Source organism: Methylobacterium sp. WL18 (assembly GCF_008040015.1).
GTDB classification, from domain to species: domain Bacteria; phylum Pseudomonadota; class Alphaproteobacteria; order Rhizobiales; family Beijerinckiaceae; genus Methylobacterium; species Methylobacterium mesophilicum.
The window spans coordinates 24,114-41,997 of the sequence record NZ_VRVD01000005.1; the positions used below are offsets into that span (position 1 = coordinate 24,114).

The following is a 17,884-nucleotide window of genomic DNA, read 5'->3' on the forward strand; positions in this document are numbered from 1 at the left end:
TCAGAAGGTCGCGACCATGAACGCACCCGTCCGCAATACCGGCTACGACGTCGAGGCTGTCCGCAAGGACTTCCCAATCCTGTCGCAGACAGTCTACGGCAAGCCGCTGGTCTATCTCGACAACGCGGCCTCGGCGCAGAAGCCCCGGCAGGTGATCGACGCGATGGTCTCCTGCATGGAGACCGGCTACGCCAACGTCCACCGCGGCCTGCACTTCATGGCGAACGCCGCCACGGAGGGGTTCGAGGGCGCCCGCGAGACCACGCGCCAGTTCCTCAACGCCGCCTCCACCGACGAGATCATCTTCACCCGCAACGCCACCGAGGCCTACAACCTCGTGGCCTCCAGCATGGGCTGGGCCGGGCTGATCGGCGAGGGTGACGAGATCATCCTGTCGATCATGGAGCACCACTCCAACATCGTGCCCTGGCACTTCCTGCGCGAGCGGCGCGGGGCCGTGATCAAGTGGGCGCCGGTGGACGAGGACGGAAACTTCCTGGTCGAGGAGTACGAGAAGCTGTTCACGCCGCGCACCAAGATGGTGGCGATCACCCAGATGTCGAACGTGCTGGGCACGGTGACACCCGCGGAGGAAATCGTCCGCATCGCGCATGCGCACGGCGTTCCGGTGCTGCTCGACGGGGCGCAGAGCGCCGTCCACCAGCCGATCGACGTACAAGCGCTGGACTGCGACTTCTTCATCTTCACCGGCCACAAGGTCTACGGGCCGACCGGCATCGGCGTGCTCTACGGCAAGAAGGAATGGCTGGAGCGCCTGCCCCCATACCAGGGCGGCGGCGAGATGATCCGGACCGTCAGCCAGGACACGGTCACCTACAACGACCCGCCTCATCGCTTCGAGGCCGGGACCCCGGCGATCGTCGAGGCGGTCGGGCTCGGGGCGGCGCTGGAATACATGCTGGGCCTGGGCCGGGAGAACATCGCGGCGCACGAGGCGATGCTGACTCGTTACGCCCACGAGCGGCTCGGCGCCATGAACGCCCTGCGGATCATCGGTACCGCCAAGGGCAAGGGCGGCGTGGTCAGCTTCGAGATGAAGGGCGCCCACGCGCACGACATCGCGACAGTGATCGACCGACAGGGCGTCGCGGTGCGCGCCGGCACGCATTGCGCCATGCCGCTTCTCACGCGCTTCGGCGTCACCTCGACCTGCCGGGCCTCGTTCGGGCTTTACACCACGCCGGCCGAGATCGATGCCCTTGCCGAGGCGCTCGGCAAAGCCGAGATGATGTTCGCCTGATCGGCGCAGCGTCCCGAACAATATCGTGAGGACGATGCGCGTGCCGCGAGGAAACCGGGTCCGTCTGGACGGGCCCGGGGGAGAATGAAACGATGAGCACCGACGCCACAATCACCGGCGGCGCGAACGCCCCCGCGGTCGAAGCCGCATCGGCGATCCCGCCGGCCGAGTTAGACCGGCTGACCGACGACATCGTCGCCGCGCTGAAATCCGTCTACGATCCGGAGATCCCGGCGGACATCTACGAGCTCGGCCTGATCTACAAGGTCGATATCGGCGACGATCGGAAGGTCGCGATCGACATGACTCTGACCGCTCCCGGCTGTCCCGTGGCCGGCGAGATGCCGGGTTGGGTCGAGAACGCCGTCAGCGCTGTGCCGGGCATTCAATCGTGCGCCGTCACGATGGTGTTCGATCCGCCGTGGGATCAGAGCCGGATGTCGGACGAGGCCCGCGTCGCCCTGGACATGTGGTAGCGCCGCCCGGAACGGCCGATGCCCCCCGGATGCAATCTATCGGGACGGCGCATGCTCCACATGCGCCGTCCCCCTGTGCGCCGAAGCCTTTCTATCGCGCGACTCGGCCACGAAATGAGCGACCTCGACGAATATTGCTATTATTGACGGCGCCCGATGGGACGAAGAACGCGTCGATAGCGCTATAGGCCTGCACGCCGACGCTTGTGATGGAAGAAGCGCTCGACTGGTCGGCGAGCTACAATTCGGTCGCTACTGTCGAACGCATGCAGAAATGCCCGAACGGTCTATCAATCGATGGTGATTTTAAGATTTCGGTAACCACGATTGCCCACTTGGGATGGGTGGCCGCCCGTTCAGGCGGCTTCGCTGATCGCACAGGGTGGTGATGGATGGGTCCGGGTTACGTGGCCGCGGTGCTTCTCGAAGTGGCCGGGCTAAGCGGGATCGTGGTGGCCGCCTTTGTCATACGCACGGAGCGCAGGGCGCGGGTCGCAGAATTGCGCAGCTTCCTACTCTCCGGCCAGATCCCGGTGACAGGCCCCATTCCGGTCTCGCAGAGGCTGTGGTTTTCCCCTGGTCCCCGGGTCGTGAATGTCCCGGTCGCCCAGGGACGCGATGACGGGCGACCTCGGGAATCCGCGGCCCGGTCCGCCCTGGGCCGTGCCTTCGCGCGACACGGTTCGACGGAGATGGGCGGGATGGTGGCGGCCTCGATCAGCGCAGGATGACGTCCAGGCCGCTGCCGAGCAGCGTGACGGCGCTGAGGAGGAGCATGAACTTCAGGTCTTCGAAGCGAGTGCTCATGGTGGATCCGTCCTCTTGATGCGGTTCGTCGCCGTTCCGATGATGCATTATCGTCTGATTAACGACTGTTTCGCGAGTCGTTTCAGGAACTGTTAGGGATTGGTCTGCGCTTTCCATTTAGTAAGGTTGATAATCGGTTAATATCGATCCGGCCTGGTGAGTTCGTCTTAACGGGGCTTCGGCCGGCCGGCGGTGCGCCGCCGCACGATAGCGCGGCAACAGGAAGGGCGCCGGACCATGATGCAGCCATCGACCAGTCCCCTCCTGCGGGTGCGCGACTGGCTTTTCCGGGACCGGCAGACCGGCGCCATCACGATTGCGCAATGGCCGAACCTGCCGCTCTGGCTGTTCCTCGCGCTGACGCTGGCGGCATGGCTGGCAAGCGGCGCCGAGCCCCTGGGGTCTTGGCTCGCCATCGGCGCCGATGTCGCCTTGGGCTGGTGGGCGGTCGATGAGCTCGTCCGCGGCGTCAACCCGTGGCGCAGGATGCTCGGCCTCGCGACGCTGGTCGGACTGGCCGCGCTCGTCTTGCTCCGGCACGGTGGATAGGCTCGTCGTAGGCGCGTCAGCAGTCGCACGCGAACCTGCGCCCCGGGATCGACAGCCGGACCTCAGCGGGAGCACGCCTCTACTGATCTTCGCGATCGGCGGTGCGTTTCGGCACGCAAGAGCGGCGACGGCGCGCAATTCAATCGACCGCGGTATTCAATCTCCGCAGCCGGTCGTTACCGGCCGGCTCAAAACCAATCCTGCGTCTCTGGTCCATGTGACTACCGAGAAGCGTAACGGTTGATTGCGGCGTCGCGAAAACTCATGAATGGTCGGGTCGAATTCCGTCCCGAGCGGCGTCGGCCTTTCGAGGTGCGCAGACCCCTGCTCGGCTGCCGTTTAAGCTGGACCGCACGATGACCACGCCAGGAGCCTTCGAATCCTCCGAAGCCGCAGAGCGGCTCGACGAGCGGGCTCAGCTCCTCCGATACATCGCCGATACCCTGGACCTTCCGGTATCGCTCTTTCGCCGCCGCACTTCGCAAGGCGATGAGGGCCCGACGGCGGCCGAGTGCGTGGCGATCCTGGCGACCTTCTCGCGCATCCGCGATCCGGAGGCCCGGCGACAATGCCTGGCGCTGGTCTCCCGCTGCGCCGACGCTCAGGAGTAGGGCCGGTCCCGCTGTGCGCTTGCGCACCTGGGCGGCGTGAGAACAGTACAGACCCCGTGCTATAGGGGCTGCCGCTTCCGCCAGAGGCCCACCGGATCGGCAGGCCGTGCGGAACGTCGCGACGGCGTCGGCAGACGGGCCCCGAGCCGAGCCGGCGGTCGCCGGCGCACGCTGCCCCGCATTCCTTTCAGGCCCCGATGCCGATCATCTCCATCTCGAAGCTGTCGAAAACCTATCAGTCCGGCTTCACCGCCTTGATCGGTATCGACCTCGCCATCGAGCGGGGCGAGATCTTCGCGCTGCTGGGCCCGAACGGGGCCGGCAAGTCGACATTGATCAATATCGTCTGCGGCATCGTCACCGCGAGTTCCGGAACGGTGGTGGTCGACGGCCACGACATCGCCGTGGATTACCGCGCCGCGCGCCGGGCGATCGGGCTCGTCCCGCAGGAACTGACCACCGACGCCTTCGAGACGGTGCTGAACACCGTGAGCTTCTCCCGCGGCCTGTTCGGGCTGCAGCCCGATCCCGGCCATATCGAGCGGATCCTGCGGGCCCTGTCCCTCTGGGACAAGCGCGACAGCCGCCTGATGACCTTGTCGGGCGGGATGAAGCGCCGGGTTCTGATCGCAAAGGCCCTCTCGCACGAACCCCGGGTGCTGTTCCTCGACGAGCCGACGGCCGGGGTGGACGTGGAACTGCGGCAGGACATGTGGCGGCTCGTGCGCGACCTGCGCGAGCAGGGCGTCACCGTGATCCTGACCACCCACTACATCGAGGAGGCGGAGGAGATGGCCGACCGGATCGGCGTGATCCGACGGGGCCAGATCATCCTGGTCGAGGAGAAGGCCGCGCTGATGCACAAGCTCGGGCGCAAGCAGCTGACCCTCCAGCTCCAGACGCCGATCGCCACGGTCCCGCCCGAGTTGGCGGAGTACGAGCTGGCGCTCGCCGGCGACGGCCGTGAACTGGTCTACACCTACGACACCCGCGCGGAGCGGACCGGGATCACCGGCCTGCTCACCGGCCTCGCCGCGGCCGGCATCCGGTTCAGCGACCTCCATACGGAGCAGAGTTCCCTGGAGGACATCTTCGTCGGCTTGGTGCGCGAGGGAGAGGCACGGATATGAGCGCGACCATGAGCATGAACTGGCCGGCGGTCCGCGCCATCTACCGCTTCGAGATGGGCCGCTTCTGGCGCACCGCCGGGCAGAGCATCCTGGCCCCGGTGATCTCGACGACCCTGTATTTCGTGGTGTTCGGGGCCGCGATCGGCTCGCGGGTCTCGGCGGTGGACGACGTGCCCTACGGGCTGTTCATCGTGCCCGGACTGATCATGCTCTCGCTGCTGACGCAGAGCATCTCGAACGCCTCGTTCGGCATCTACTTCCCGCGCTTCGCCGGCACGATCTACGAGATCCTTTCGGCCCCGATCTCGCCGCTGGAGGTGGTGCTGGGCTTCGTCGGCGCGGCGGCGTCCAAGTCGATCCTGATCGGCCTGATCATCCTGGCGACGTCGGCGCTGTTCGTGCCGCTGCGGATCGACCATCCGGTCTGGATGATCGCCTTCCTGCTGCTCACCGCGGTGACGTTCAGCCTGTTCGGCTTCGTCATCGGGCTCTGGGCGGACGGCTTCGAGAAGCTGCAGCTGGTGCCGCTCCTCGTCGTGACGCCCCTGACGTTCCTGGGCGGCAGCTTCTACGCCATCGACATGCTGCCGCCGTTCTGGCACGCCGTGAGCCTCGTCAACCCGGTGGTCTACCTGATCAGCGCCTTCCGCTGGGCGTTCTTCGGCAAGGCCGATGTCAGCATCGCGATCAGCCTCGGGATGACGATGCTGTTCCTGGTGATCTGCCTCGGCCTCGTCACCTACATCTTTCGCACCGGCTACCGCCTGAAGAGTTGATTTCAGGGCTTCGCGGCGAGGAACGCCAACACGCCGTCCCGGTGCGGCTTGGCGCCCACGGCGGTGGAGTGGTCCTTGCCCTCGATCTCCAGAGCGCGTGCGTCTGGGATCAGGGCGGCCAGGGCCGGGCCGGAACCCGCCACCGTATCGAGGGTGCCGACCGAGACCAGCACCGGCACCTCGATCTGGGAGAGTTCCGCCCGGCTCAGCGTCTGGCGCGAGCCGCGCATGCAGGCCGCGAGCGCGCGCAGGTCGCTCCGGGTCTGTTCGGCGAAGGTGCGGAACGCCGCGGCGGTCGGGTTCGGAGCGGGTGTGCCGGGGGGCGCCTCCAGCGCCTCGGAGATCCCGGACGGCAAGCCCTTGCCCTCGACGAGGTGCATGCCGAGCCCCCCGATCAGCGCGGACCGGACCCGGTCGGCATGGTCGAGGGCGATGTGGGCGGTGATCCGCCCGCCCATCGAATAGCCCATCACGTGCGCGCGCTCGATGCCGAGATGGTCGAGCAGCCGTATCGCGTCGCCCGCCATGGCCTCGGAGCTGTATTCGGCCGGGTCGTAGAGCTTCTCGCTCTCGCCGTGCCCGCGATTATCGAGGGCGATCGCCCGGTAGCCGGCCTGCGTCAGAACGCGCACCCACTGGGTGTTGACCCAGTTGACCGCGTGGTTGGAGGCGAAACCATGGATCAGCAGGATCGGCGTGCCGGCCCCCTCCGCCGGCGGGACGTCGATATAGGCGATCCGCACGCCGTCCGAATTGAAGGAATCCATGCCGTGCAACCCGTGCCGTCGAAGCTCGGCCTCCGCTTAGACCACAGGGCCGCGCGGGGGCAACGCGGATCGCTCCGCTTGCGGGGGCGGGCGGGGGCTGGCACACCGCCCCGGTTATGACCGATCCCAAGCCCTACGGCACCTACGAACCGGCCGGCCTCGTGGCGGCGATCACCCGCCGGACCAACCGGATCCCGGCCGAGTCCTGGTATGGGCGGCGCCTGGCGCTGTTCCTGCGCCGGATCGCGATCTCGCGGCTGGGCGGCAAGCCCCTCGACGTGACCCGCTACGGAGCCCGGATGCGGCTGCACCCCTACAACAACAACTGCGAGAAGAAGGTGCTGTTCACGCCGCAATTCTTCGATCCGCAGGAGCGGGCGCTGCTGCAGGAGCGCCTGCCGAAGGACTGCGTCTTCCTGGATATCGGCGCCAATATCGGCGCCTACGCCCTGTGCGTCGCGGCGTTCTCGGGGCCGGCCGCCCGGATCGTCGCGGTCGAGCCGCAGCCCGACGTGTTCGAGCGTCTCACCTACAACATCGCCCAGAACCCGTTCCACACCGTCAAGGCGGTCGCCTGCGCGGTGGCCGACAAGGCCGGCGAGCTGACCCTGTTCATCGACCCGCGCAACCGCGGCGAGTCGAGCTTGCGGATTGTCGGCACCAACGAGGGCGCCCGGATCACCGTGCCGGCGGTGCCGCTCCTCGACTTGCTGCGGGCCGAAGGCCTGACCCGCGTCGACGCCGTCAAGCTCGACGTGGAAGGCGCAGAGGACCTGATCCTGGAGCCGTTCCTGCGCGAGGCGCCGGAGGCGCTGCTCCCCCGCATCCTGCTGATCGAGAACGGCACCGGCCAGTGGCAGATCGACCTGCCCACGCACTTGGAGAGATTCGGCTATCGCGAGATCTCGCGCTCCCGGCTGAACCTGATGTTCGAGCGGCAGGCGCCCGTCAGGGCGGCGTGATCACCGGGATCTCGTCGGTCAGGGCGACCCCCGCGGGGCTCACCGCGCAGCGGTAGGCATGCACTGCGACGCCGGCCGCGCGGGCGTCGCGGAACGCCCGGTCGAAGGCCGGGTCGATGTCCCGGGCGACGTCGAACGCCTCCGCGTGCATCTGCACCACGATGATCACCATCGCCCGGCCGCCATCCACGACCACCTGGGCCAGGTCGCGCATGTGCCGGGCGCTGCGGGCGGCGACGCAATCCGGGAATTCCGCGAGGCCCGCCCGGCGCATCAGGTGGCAGTTCTTGACCTCCACGTGGCACGGCCCGCTGCCTGCGCCGCTCGCGAGGAAATCGACGCGGCTGGCCTTCGCGTAGCGGACCTCCGGACGGAAGACATCGTGCCCGGCGAGCGCCGCGATCCCGCCGGCGCGAAACGCCTCGGCCACCAGGGCGTTCGGACGCAGGGTGTTGATGCCGACCCATTGCGGGCCGCCCGGCAGGTCGGCCTCCACCAGCTCCCAGGTCAGCGGCAGCTTACGCGCGGGATTGCTCGAGCGGGAGAGCAGGACCGGCCGACCCGGCTCGTTGAGGCCGAGCATCGCACCGGGATTGGGGCAGTGCGCGGTGACGAGGCCGTCCGCGGTTTCGATGTCGGCGAGGAAGCGCTTGTAGCGCTGCACCAGCAGACCGGGCGCGAGCGGCGCGGCGAACAGCATCGGGGGATATCTCCGGGTTCGTGTGGTCCGGGCCGGCGGTCGCGCTATCTGCAGAGCATCCACCGTCAAAGGTGTCACCGCTGCGGCGGCGAGACCGTTGCGCGCGGGATACCGTCGGCCGGACCGCGATCCGGCCTCGACCTGCTCCTCGCCGACAGAGTTCCATGGACCAGCCTTCCGATCCGATCACGGCCGCGATCCTCGTCATCGGCGACGAGATCCTATCGGGGCGTACCAAGGACAAGAACATCGGCACCATCGCCGATTTCCTCACCGCCGCCGGGATCGACCTGCGGGAGGTGCGGATCGTGCCCGACGAGGCCGCGATGATCGTGGAGGCGGTGAACGCCCTGCGGGCGCGCTGCACCTACCTGTTCACCACCGGGGGGATCGGCCCGACCCACGACGACATCACAGCCGATTGCGTCGCCCAGGCGTTCGGGGTCGGCATCGACATCGACGAGCGGGCGCGGGCGATGCTGCTGGAGCGTCACAAGCCCGAGGACCTGAACGAGGCCCGCCTGCGCATGGCGCGGATCCCGTTCGGCGCCGACCTGATCCCCAACGCGGTGTCGAAGGCCCCGGGCTTCCGCATCGGCAACGTCCACGTCATGGCCGGGGTGCCGAGCATCATGCAGGCCATGCTCGATGCCGTCGCGCCGACCCTCAAGGGCGGTGCCGCGATGATCTCCGAGACCATCGAGGCCGTCGGGCTCCCCGAAGGCCAATACGGAGGCGAACTCGGCGAGATCGCCAGGGCCCGGCCGGCCGTGTCGATCGGCTCCTACCCGGCGCTGACGCCGGAGGGGTTCCGCAACCGGATCGTCGTGCGCAGCCGGGATGCGCAGGCCCTGGCGGAGGCGAAGGCGGTGGTCGAAGCGCTCGTGGCGCGGCTCACGACCTGACTCTCTCACGTTCGGTCGCGTGGCGTCAGGGAGCTGAACGGATGATCCAGGATCAGAGGGACCGGGCCGACAAGGAGGCGCGGCGGGACGAACTGCTGAAGGAGGTCTCCGAGATCGGCCGCCCGGATGCCTACGTGCTTCACGAGGTGATCCGGCTGGAGGGCGACGAGGAGTTGCGCCGCCACGGCATCGCCCTGTTCCTCTCCGCCTTCGCGGCGGGACTCAGCATCGCGCTGTCGCTGATCGTGCCGGGCGTACTCAAGAGCCACCTGCCCGAGGCCGACTGGGCCAAGATCGTCACCACGATGGGCTACGCCGTGGGCTTCCTGGTCGTCGTGCTGGGGCGCCAGCAACTGTTCACCGAAAACACCATCACGCCGATCCTGCCGCTGCTGCACGACCGGACGGTGAAGACGGCGTTCCGGGTGGTGCGGCTCTGGCTGATCGTCCTGTGCGGCAACATCCTCGGGACGCTGGCCATCGCCGCAGTGCTCGCCAACGCCGGCGCGTTCGAGCCGCCGGTGCTCAAGGCCTTCGCGGAGATCAGCCACGACGCCATCGCGCACGGGTTCTGGTCCACCTTCGTGAAGGCGGTGTTTGCCGGCTGGATGATCGCCCTGATGGTCTGGTTTCTGCCCGCCACGGGCAGCGCGGCGCCGTTCGTGATCCTGCTGATGACCTGGCTGGTCTCGCTGTGCGGGCTCGCCCACATCGTCGCCGGCTCCGTGGAGGCGTTCTACCTGCTGATCACCGGCGCGGCCTCGCTCGAGGATTACGGGTACCGGTTCTTCCTGCCGACGCTGCTCGGCAACGTCATCGGCGGCGTCACCCTGGTGGCGGTGCTGAACTACGGCCAGGTCGCCCCGCAGGTGGAGGAGACCAAGGAGGTCGAGGGCGAGCGCCCCGACTGACCGGACGCGCGCACTCACGCCGAACCGATATCCACTTGGCGCGCGCGGGGGCTAATCGAGGCTCACCGGCGGGCTGATCAGGTGATCGAGGTCGTCGAGGATCCAGGTCATCGTCCCGCGCAGCGGGCCGTACAGGCCGATCTGGTGCTGCCGGTACAGCAGATCGTGCGTGAGCCGGGCCGAGAGGCCGTTCAGGCGGCCGCCCCCGAACGTGTAGCGCCCGAGGGTGCCCCACCCGTTGAAATCGGCCAGCGAGACGATGGCGCCCTTCTCGACATACTGGAACGGCGGCAGGTCCGTCGCGACCGTGTCGCCCCGGGCCAGCGCCCGACCGAGATGCAGCGCGAGGTGCTGCGCCTGCTGCCGCGCCGCCTGGGCCGTGGCCGGGACCGGTTTGCCGGTCTTGCTGTCAACGAGGCTGGCGCAGTCCCCGAGCGCGGCGATCGCCGGGTCCCGGGTCGTGCGCAAGTCGTCACCGACCGTGAGCTGGCCGGTCCGCGACCGCTCCAGCCCCTCGACAGTGCCGAGCACGTCCGGAGCCTTCACGCCGGCGGCCCAGACCTTCAACCCGGCCGAGATGCGGCTGCCATCCTTCAGGGTGAAGCCCGACGCGTCCGCGCCCGTCACCATGGCGCCGGTCCGCACCTCAACGGCGAGGTCGGACAAGGTGCGAGCGGCCGCCCGGGAGACCCGCTCGGGGAAGGCCGGCAGGAGGCGCGGACCGCTCTCGATGAGGGTCAGGCGCAGCCGGCGCGGCAGGTCGGGAGAGCCGTAATCCGAGGCCAGGTTGATGGCATGCTTCAGCTCAGCGGCCAGTTCGACGCCGGTGGCGCCGCCGCCGACGATGGCGATCTCGAGCCGATCGGGACTGTCGAGCCGGGCCAGCAGGTGGCGCCGCAGGTGCCGGTGGAACGATTCAGCCTCGGTGAGGTCATCGATGGTCAGGCAGTGCTCGGCGACGCCCGGCGTTCCGAAGTCGTTGGCCCTGCTGCCGATGGCGAGGACCAGGAGATCGTAGTCGAGGTCGGCTTCCGGCCGTCCCTGCGCCGCCTCGACTGAGAGCCGCACCCGGCGGGCCGAACGGTCGATCCCGATGAGGGTCCCGGGTTGGAACCGGAAGCCGTTCCGGCGCGCCTGCGCGAAGAAGTCGACCTTCTGCCGATCGGGCCGGGCGGTACCGGCGGCGAAGGTATGCAGCATCGGCTTCCAGACATGGGACAGGCTGCGATCGGCCAGCACGATTTCGGCTTTGCCACCGCGGCCGAGGCTGGTGGCCACCTCGATCCCTGCAACCCCACCACCGACGATCACGATCCGCGCCTTGTCCGCCATGCCGTCTCCCGGAATTCTCGTTCCCGGTGAACGCAGTGCCGGCAGCGATGTTCGCGACCCGCTGTCCGGACATACCGTGCCGTCCGCCGCCTCCGCGGGAATGGATCGGTCGACGGGAGAATGCGGGCGTAGACCCACCGAACACGCTGTCGCCGCCCGTCATCGGGACCGTTGCGCGGCGATCCGGAATAGCCCCACCGACGCCGATCCCCGCCCGAAATGCGGCCCGGCGTCAGACGTCCCTCATCGCCGCCCGGGAGACGCCGTGTAACGCCTTGTTTACCATTTGATCATTGTTAATGACCAATGCTAAACGCCAGAAAAAGCGTTCAATAGCGGACAACCTGCCTAAAAGGGGCGGCCTGAATGGTTGATCTCACCGGCTATCGGCTGACGTTCGACGACGAGTTCAATAACCGCAGCATCTCCCGGACCGGTGCCGGAACGACCTACGCCGACACGCGTGCCGAGTGGCGGACGACCGACGACAGGTCCGATATCGGGTTCGGGCGTTCGTCCTTCGTCGATCCGTCCTCGGGCTACGATCCGTTCAGCGTCCAGAACGGGACGCTGTCGATCACGGCGGTGCCGGACCGGACCCCGTACGGCTATCCCGGAAGCTGGGAATCGGGGCTGATCACCACGCAGGGCAACTTCTCGCAGACCTACGGCTACTTCGAGATCCGGGCCGACTTCTCGAACGATTCGAACGCGTGGGATGCGTTCTGGCTGCTGCCGAACCAGCAGAGCCCGCAATCGAGCGCCACCAATGGTCACCAGGAACTGGACGTCGTCGAGCATTACGGCAACGACGACCGGAGCGTCTACAGCACGATCCACACGACCGATCCGCAGAACGGCATACCCTGGCAGACCAATCGGCAAGTCGTCACCGGTCTGAACAATCCGTCCGGCTATCACACCTACGGAATGAATTGGCAGGCGGACAAGATCAGCTTCTATGTCGACGGCCAGCTGACCGGATCGCAGATCACGCCGTCGGACCTGCACAGCCCGATGTACCTGATCGCCGACCTGGCGGTCCGGAGCGAAGGGACCGCCACGGGAAGCCCGATCACATCGACCATCGACTACATCCGGGTCTACTCCAACAGCACGAACGCGGTCGCGGTGCCACAGGGCCGGGTTTCGTCTCCGGATGGGTACGATCCGGGCCTCTACGGCGCCACCGCCGCCCGTTCGGGCTCCACGACAGGGGTCGGGTCGTCACCCATCAGGGGAGGGGCAGCCGCGTCGTCATCCCTCTCGGGTCCCGCAGCATCGTCGCCGACATCGGTCTCGGGTCTTCCAGCGTCGTCGCCGACATCCGGCGCGGCGACATCATCGCCCGCGACAGGTGCGGCCGCGGCGCCGGCCGGCGCGGAGGCCACGCCCGGATCGCCGCCATCCAACACTCCGGCGCCGTGCTACTGCACCGGCACCCGCATCCTCACAGAACACGGCGAGGTTGCAGTCGAGGCTCTACGGGTCGGTCAGCAGGTCGTGACCGCCTCGGGGCAGCTGCGGCCGATCCGATGGATCGGCACGCGCCGCTACTCCGGCGCCACCGCACCGCGAGCGGACAGGCCCGTCCGGATCAAGGCGGGTGCCCTCGCGGACGGCGTACCTATCCGGGACCTCTGGGTCTCGCCGGACCATGCGCTCCATCTGCACGGCCTGCTCGTCGCCGCCGGTCATCTCGTCAACGGCCGGTCCATCACGCGCGGTGAGGCGGTGGCCGACCTGACCTACTGGCATATCGAACTCGACGCGCACGACATGCTGCTGGCCGAAGCCGCACCGGCCGAGAGTTTCTTCCCTGCAGCCGGCCTGCGCGCGCGATTCGACGGCGGCACGGGCCGGCCGGGAATGCGCCCGGCGCCCGCGGCCTATGCCGAGCGCGTGGAGGACGGTCCGTTCCTGAAGGCGCTCGTCCGCCGTCTGATCCAGCGGGCCGGCCTGTCGGTGGACGAGCCGGGCTTCGGCGACATCCGCGGCAGCCTGGATGTGTGCGAGATCCGGAACGGCGACCTGCGCGTCGCCGGCTGGGCCCAGGATACCGCGCATCCGAGCGGACCGGTCTGCCTGGACGTCCTCGTGGACGGCGTCGTGGTCGCCATGATGCTCGCGGAGATCGACCGGCCCGATCTCGGCGCGGCCGGGATCGGCGGAGGGCGGCACGGGTTCGACCTGGGTCTGGACGTGCCGCTCGCGGTCGGCGTCTCCCATACCGTTTCGGTGCGTCGCTCGGCCGACGGAGCCGGGATCGGCGCCATGCGGCTCGACGCAACGGGTGAATGGAGCCGGGCGCAGGTCGCCTGACGCCGGAAAGCGACATCATGACGATGCGCGGTAGTATCGACGTGCTCAGCCATCGCCGCATCGTCGGCTGGGCGTGGGAGACGGATGCTCCGGACGTTCCGGTTGCGATCCTGGTGGCGGTCGAGCGGCGCGTCCTCGGTCGCTGCCGGGCCGACCTGTTCCGCGAGGACCTCGCCGTCGAAGGCATCGGCACGGGACGATGCGGTTTCGCGCTGGACCTCCCGGTCGGGCTGCTCTCTCCGCGCCAGGATCACGCGATCAGCGTGCGGCGTGAGGGTGACGGCGCGCACCTGCCGGGCTCGCCCTACGTGCTCCCGGCGACGCTCCGGATCGTTCGCACGCCATGACGACCCCGCCACCCCGACGACAGGGCCGGGTGGCGGCCACGAAAGGGCACCCGGGGCATCCGAACGAAAAAAGCCGCCCGGAGGCGGCTTCTCGTCGGCGCGGGATGTCCGGGATCAGGACCGCAGGCGGGTCCGGACCTCGCCGAGGCTGGAGCGGATCAGGCCCTGAGCCGCGTCGCCCTGCATGCGCTCGCGCAGGATCGTCTCGGAGACCTTCACGGCCGCATCGGCAGCGGCCGCCCGAACCTGGGCCTCGGCCTGGACCTCGGCCTGCGCGATCTTGGTCTCGGCGGCCTTGGTGCGCCGGGCCAGGAAGTCGTCCAGCTTGCGATGGCCTTCCTCGGCGGCGCGCTTGGCCTCCTCGCGGGCGCCGGCGATGATCGACTCGGCTTCCTTCTCGGCCTCGGCGCGGCGGCGCTTGTAGTCGGCCAGCACGGTCGCGGCCTCCTCGCGCAGGCGCTTGGCCTCGTCGAGCTCGTGACGGACGCGGGTCGCGCGACCGTCGAGGCCCTTGGTCATGGTCGCGAAGGCACCGGCCTTCCAGGCGATCCCCATGAAGATGACGAACGCGACGGCGACCCAGAATTCGGCTTCGAGCAGCATCGTGGGTTCCCGTTCAGTGTGCGGTAGCGTCGAGGGCGCGGTCGAGGGTCGCCGGATCGGGCGCCTGGCCCGTCAGGCGCTCCACGATCGCCGCCGCAGTCTCGCCGGCGATGCTGCGGACGTTGCCCATCGCAGCCTCGGTCCGCGTGCGGATCGTCGCCTCGGCGGACGAGAGCTTCGTGTTCAGGTCGGCTTCCAGCGCCTTGCGCTTGGCATCGGCCTCGGCGGCCAGCTCGTTCCGGGTGGTCTGGGCGATGTCGCGGGCCTTGCCCTGCGCATCGCGGAGCGCGGTCTCATAGGCCAGTCCGGCGGCATCGGCCTCGGACTTCATGGCCTGGGCCTGATCGAGATCGGTCCGCAGGCGCTCGGCGCGGGCGTGCAGGATCGCCTGGATCCGCGGCAGCGCGACCTTGTCCATCAGGTAGTAGAGGAGACCGAAGGCCAGCGCGAGCCAGATCAGCTGCGACAGGAATCCGGAGGTCTCGAAGGGCGGGAAGGCGCCGCTATGCGCTTCCGTGTGCTCGACATGGCCGGGCACGAGCTGCGTGTCGGCGCCCGGGGGCGGCGTGGTGAGGGGATTCGGCTGCGCCATGAGACCGCTACACTGACACCGTTCGCACAGGTCACCGCCGACGCGGTGACGGAAGAAGGCGGACGCCTCGTTCGCGAAGCGCCCACCCGTTGGTCGGGCGGGGTGAGAGCCCGGTGGAGGCCGCGGTGTCCGCGGCCTCCGAGCGCGTCGATCAGACGGCGAAGAGCAGCAGCAGCGCGATGAGCAGCGAGAAGATGCCCAGCGCCTCGGTCAGGGCGAAGCCCAGGAGCAGCGTGGCGCGCTGGCCGTCGGCCGCGGAGGGGTTGCGAAGGGCGCCGGCGAGGAACTGACCGAACAGGTTGCCGAGGCCGATGCCTGCACCCGCCATGCCAAGGCAGGCGAGGCCGGCGCCGATGTACTTCGCAGCGACGGGATCCATGATAACTCCTGAGGTCTCTTCAGATCGAAACGTGCGGTGACGTTCGCGGCGGGTGGAGCCGGCCAAGTCCGGAGGCCGGGGTGAAGCTGAGCGGCCGGGGCGTGCGCCTAGTGGCCGGGGTGGAGAGCGTCGTTGAGGTAGATCGCCGTCAGCGTCGCGAAGACGTAGGCCTGAAGCGCCGCAACGAGGAACTCGAGAGCGGTCAGCGCGATCGTCAGGAACAGCGGAAGCGGCGATAGCACGCTCCAGGCACCCGCGAGAAGAAGCTGGACCACGAAGAACGCGAAGATCTTCATCGCGATGTGGCCGGCGAGCACGTTCGCGAACAGACGCACCGACAGGCTGATCGGCCGCGAGATGAACGAGATGATCTCGATCGGCACCAGGATCGCCAGCAGCGGCTTCGGCACGCCCGACGGCACGAACAGGCCGAAGAAGTGGGTGCCGTGCTTCATGACGCCGAAGATCACCACGACCGAGATCACCAGGGCGGCGAGGCCGAAGGTGATGATCAGGTGGCTGGTCACCGCGAACGCGTACGGGATCATCCCGAACAGGTTCAGGATCAGCACGAACATGAACAGGGAGAAGACCAGCGGCATGAACCGCTTGCCGCCGTCGCCGGTCGCCTGGTGCACCGTGTCGGCGATGAACTCGTAGAAGATCTCGGCCAGCGACTGCATCCGCCCCGGCACCACCGAGCGCGACGCCGTCGCCACGATCGTGATCAGGGCGATCACGCCGACGGCGGCGAACATGTACAGGGCGGATTGCGTGAACGCGAGTTGCTGATGGCCGATATGGCCGAGCGATACGAGCGGCTTCAGCTCGAACTGATGGATCGGGTCGATCGTGACCGCCATTCCCGCTTCCGCCCCTCTTGATCCGGCGCATCGACAGCGTCGATCGCCTCAAACCCCTATCGACCGGCGCGCCTTATGGCTCTTGCCGATCGTCTCGTCCGGGACGCGCGCCGGCAAAACCAGACACCCGCATCACGTTGTAGATCCCCGCCACGAACCCCAGCATGAGGAGGACGATCAGGCCCCAGGGTTTCGTCCCGAAGACATGATCGACGATCCAGCCGAGTATGCCCCCCGCGATCACCCCCGCCACGAACTCCGTGGAGATCGTCATGGCCTGACCGAGCGAGGAGGGCCCGGTACCCCGAGGCCGCAAGGAAGGATCGGGAGCGGCCTGCGGACGCTTCCGTTCGATCTGCGTCTCGAGACGTCTGAGCCTCGCGGAGAGTTCGCTGTCCGTCGGCGTTCCCGCGGCCTCTTTCCCGTCCCTGGAATCGTCGCCGCTCACGGCTGAAACTCACAGGGCGGGAGGATCTGAAACCGGCTGGACGCCCCCATCAAGCGGGCGCACCATAGTTTCGCCTATCTTGGGTGTCAAGGCGACCTCGATACATAGTAAGTCTTTGAACCGGTTGCTGTTTTCAGGCTTTTGCCCAGGCTGGGCGGTGGTGCTTCGCGCATCGACCGCCGCGACGATCAGGCACCGATGATCGGCTTGATGACCTTCTCCATGCCGTCGATCGTCATCTCGCCGGTGTAGCGCTCGCCGTTGATGAAGAAGGTCGGGGTGGAGTCGACCTTCATCACGTCCAGCCCGCGCTGCTTCACGGCGTTGACCGCGCCGTAGACCTTCTGGTCCTTCAGGCAGGCCTCGAAGGTATCCTTGGTGTAGCCGGCCTGACGGAGCATCTGCTCCAGCGCGTCGACGGGCTTCTGGGTGAAGGCCCAGGCCGGCTGCTGGTCGAACAGCAGGTCGGTGATCGGGTAATACTTGGCCTCGCCCTGGCAGCGCGCCAGCATGAACGCGGCGGTGGCCAGCGGGTCGAGGGGGAATTCGCGCAGGGTGAAGCGCACCTTGCCGGTATCGATGTAGCGCTCCTTGAGCACCGGCCAGGTGGTGCGATGGAACGCGGCGCAGTGCGAGCACGTCATCGAGGCGTATTCGATGATCGTGCACTTGGCGTCGGCCGGGCCGAGCCAGACGTCGCCGAGGGGGCCCGGCTGCATCAGGGCGGCCAGATCGGCGTTCTGCGCCCAGGCCGAGCGGGCCAGATAAGGCAGGGCCAAGCCGGCGCCGAGCGCGAGGCCGGTGAACTTGAGAGCGTCGCGTCGCGTGGTCATGGGCAGGCTCCGCCGGATCGGGTCGGTCTTCGCGTCTTTAATCTTGGCGTCCCGATGCGGGTACTCGGGCGCGGCTTTCCTGGCAAGATGACGCAATCGCCGCTGAAACCGGCGGGTCAGCGCTCGGGCCGCGTGGCCACCGCGGCGATCCCGAGGCGGTCCAGGGCGGCGCGCAACCCGTCATCCTCGATCGCGGCCACCGCGAAGCCACGGCCGGCAGCGCCGGCCCGGGCCGCCTCGATGGTGGCGTTGAGCGCCAGCAGGTTGGTCTGCCCGGCGATCTGCGAGATCAGCGCGATTACGCTGCCGA

At 68.2% G+C, this 17,884-nt stretch carries 22 protein-coding genes; 12 read left to right on the forward strand and 10 right to left on the reverse strand.

Annotation, left to right across the window (positions count from 1 at the left end):
• Positions 1-16 precede the first annotated feature (16 nt).
• From FV228_RS01060 to FV228_RS01095, 7 genes are all read left to right on the forward strand, one after another.
• Positions 17-1,261, forward strand: a complete 1,245-nt coding sequence (locus tag FV228_RS01060) for a cysteine desulfurase (RefSeq protein WP_147852894.1) — start codon at positions 17-19, stop codon at positions 1,259-1,261.
• A gap of 92 nt (positions 1,262-1,353) precedes the next feature.
• Entirely contained in the window at positions 1,354-1,737 is a 384-nt protein-coding gene (locus FV228_RS01065) for an SUF system Fe-S cluster assembly protein (RefSeq protein WP_147852895.1), read from the forward strand.
• A 209-nt stretch (positions 1,738-1,946) separates the two neighbouring features.
• Positions 1,947-2,126, forward strand: a complete 180-nt coding sequence (locus FV228_RS01070; RefSeq protein ID WP_147852896.1) for a hypothetical protein — start codon at positions 1,947-1,949, stop codon at positions 2,124-2,126.
• Positions 2,127-2,781: 655 nt separating this feature from the next.
• Entirely contained in the window at positions 2,782-3,093 is a 312-nt protein-coding gene (locus FV228_RS01080; RefSeq protein WP_147852898.1) for a hypothetical protein, read from the forward strand.
• A gap of 356 nt (positions 3,094-3,449) precedes the next feature.
• Complete coding sequence (locus tag FV228_RS01085; RefSeq protein WP_147852899.1) at positions 3,450-3,704, forward strand: hypothetical protein; 255 nt, start codon at positions 3,450-3,452, stop codon at positions 3,702-3,704.
• Positions 3,705-3,901: 197 nt separating this feature from the next.
• The gene (locus FV228_RS01090; RefSeq protein ID WP_147852900.1) at positions 3,902-4,834 is read left to right on the forward strand and encodes an ABC transporter ATP-binding protein; all 933 of its coding nucleotides are present in this window, start codon (positions 3,902-3,904) and stop codon (positions 4,832-4,834) included.
• Positions 4,835-4,848: 14 nt separating this feature from the next.
• Positions 4,849-5,610, forward strand: coding sequence for an ABC transporter permease (locus FV228_RS01095; RefSeq protein WP_147852915.1), 762 nt, complete (start codon positions 4,849-4,851; stop codon positions 5,608-5,610).
• A 2-nt stretch (positions 5,611-5,612) separates the two neighbouring features.
• On the opposite strand, the gene FV228_RS01100 is transcribed toward FV228_RS01095, so the two are convergent.
• Entirely contained in the window at positions 5,613-6,377 is a 765-nt protein-coding gene (locus FV228_RS01100) for an alpha/beta fold hydrolase (RefSeq protein WP_147852901.1), read from the reverse strand.
• Positions 6,378-6,493: 116 nt separating this feature from the next.
• Between FV228_RS01100 and FV228_RS01105 the strand changes: the two genes are divergently transcribed.
• Positions 6,494-7,339, forward strand: a complete 846-nt coding sequence (locus FV228_RS01105) for an FkbM family methyltransferase (RefSeq protein WP_147852902.1) — start codon at positions 6,494-6,496, stop codon at positions 7,337-7,339.
• Here the strand turns inward: FV228_RS01105 and sfsA are convergent.
• The gene (gene sfsA, locus FV228_RS01110) at positions 7,326-8,039 is read right to left on the reverse strand and encodes a DNA/RNA nuclease SfsA (protein ID WP_147852903.1); all 714 of its coding nucleotides are present in this window, start codon (positions 8,037-8,039) and stop codon (positions 7,326-7,328) included. The genes FV228_RS01105 and sfsA overlap by 14 nt on opposite strands.
• A gap of 164 nt (positions 8,040-8,203) precedes the next feature.
• Between sfsA and FV228_RS01115 the strand changes: the two genes are divergently transcribed.
• Positions 8,204-8,944, forward strand: a complete 741-nt coding sequence (locus FV228_RS01115) for a molybdopterin-binding protein (protein WP_147852904.1) — start codon at positions 8,204-8,206, stop codon at positions 8,942-8,944.
• A gap of 41 nt (positions 8,945-8,985) precedes the next feature.
• Positions 8,986-9,855, forward strand: a complete 870-nt coding sequence (locus tag FV228_RS01120; protein ID WP_147852905.1) for a formate/nitrite transporter family protein — start codon at positions 8,986-8,988, stop codon at positions 9,853-9,855.
• 51 nt (positions 9,856-9,906) lie between these two features.
• Here the strand turns inward: FV228_RS01120 and FV228_RS01125 are convergent, their stop codons facing one another.
• Positions 9,907-11,187, reverse strand: coding sequence for an NAD(P)/FAD-dependent oxidoreductase (locus FV228_RS01125; protein ID WP_147852906.1), 1,281 nt, complete (start codon positions 11,185-11,187; stop codon positions 9,907-9,909).
• Between the two features lie 366 nt (positions 11,188-11,553).
• Between FV228_RS01125 and FV228_RS01130 the strand changes: the two genes are divergently transcribed.
• Positions 11,554-13,509, forward strand: a complete 1,956-nt coding sequence (locus FV228_RS01130; RefSeq protein WP_147852907.1) for a Hint domain-containing protein — start codon at positions 11,554-11,556, stop codon at positions 13,507-13,509.
• A gap of 23 nt (positions 13,510-13,532) precedes the next feature.
• Positions 13,533-13,856, forward strand: a complete 324-nt coding sequence (locus FV228_RS01135) for a hypothetical protein (protein WP_147852908.1) — start codon at positions 13,533-13,535, stop codon at positions 13,854-13,856.
• 114 nt (positions 13,857-13,970) lie between these two features.
• On the opposite strand, the gene FV228_RS01140 is transcribed toward FV228_RS01135, so the two are convergent.
• The 7 genes from FV228_RS01140 to FV228_RS34720 form a co-directional block, all read right to left on the reverse strand.
• Positions 13,971-14,456 (reverse strand): ATP F0F1 synthase subunit B, encoded by a 486-nt coding sequence (locus FV228_RS01140; RefSeq protein ID WP_187277584.1) that lies wholly within the window; start codon positions 14,454-14,456, stop codon positions 13,971-13,973.
• Positions 14,457-14,472: 16 nt separating this feature from the next.
• Positions 14,473-15,051: a F0F1 ATP synthase subunit B' gene (locus FV228_RS01145; RefSeq protein ID WP_147852910.1), complete on the reverse strand. Its 579-nt coding sequence runs from the start codon at positions 15,049-15,051 to the stop codon at positions 14,473-14,475.
• Between the two features lie 151 nt (positions 15,052-15,202).
• Positions 15,203-15,430: a F0F1 ATP synthase subunit C gene (locus tag FV228_RS01150; RefSeq protein ID WP_007566773.1), complete on the reverse strand. Its 228-nt coding sequence runs from the start codon at positions 15,428-15,430 to the stop codon at positions 15,203-15,205.
• A 107-nt stretch (positions 15,431-15,537) separates the two neighbouring features.
• Positions 15,538-16,293: a F0F1 ATP synthase subunit A gene (locus tag FV228_RS01155; protein ID WP_147852911.1), complete on the reverse strand. Its 756-nt coding sequence runs from the start codon at positions 16,291-16,293 to the stop codon at positions 15,538-15,540.
• Between the two features lie 73 nt (positions 16,294-16,366).
• Entirely contained in the window at positions 16,367-16,741 is a 375-nt protein-coding gene (locus FV228_RS01160) for an AtpZ/AtpI family protein (RefSeq protein WP_147852912.1), read from the reverse strand.
• Positions 16,742-16,929: 188 nt separating this feature from the next.
• Entirely contained in the window at positions 16,930-17,574 is a 645-nt protein-coding gene (locus FV228_RS01165; protein ID WP_147852913.1) for a DsbA family protein, read from the reverse strand.
• Between the two features lie 116 nt (positions 17,575-17,690).
• Positions 17,691-17,884 (reverse strand): methyl-accepting chemotaxis protein (locus FV228_RS34720; protein WP_281406439.1); only part of this gene is annotated, 194 nt, incomplete at its 5' end.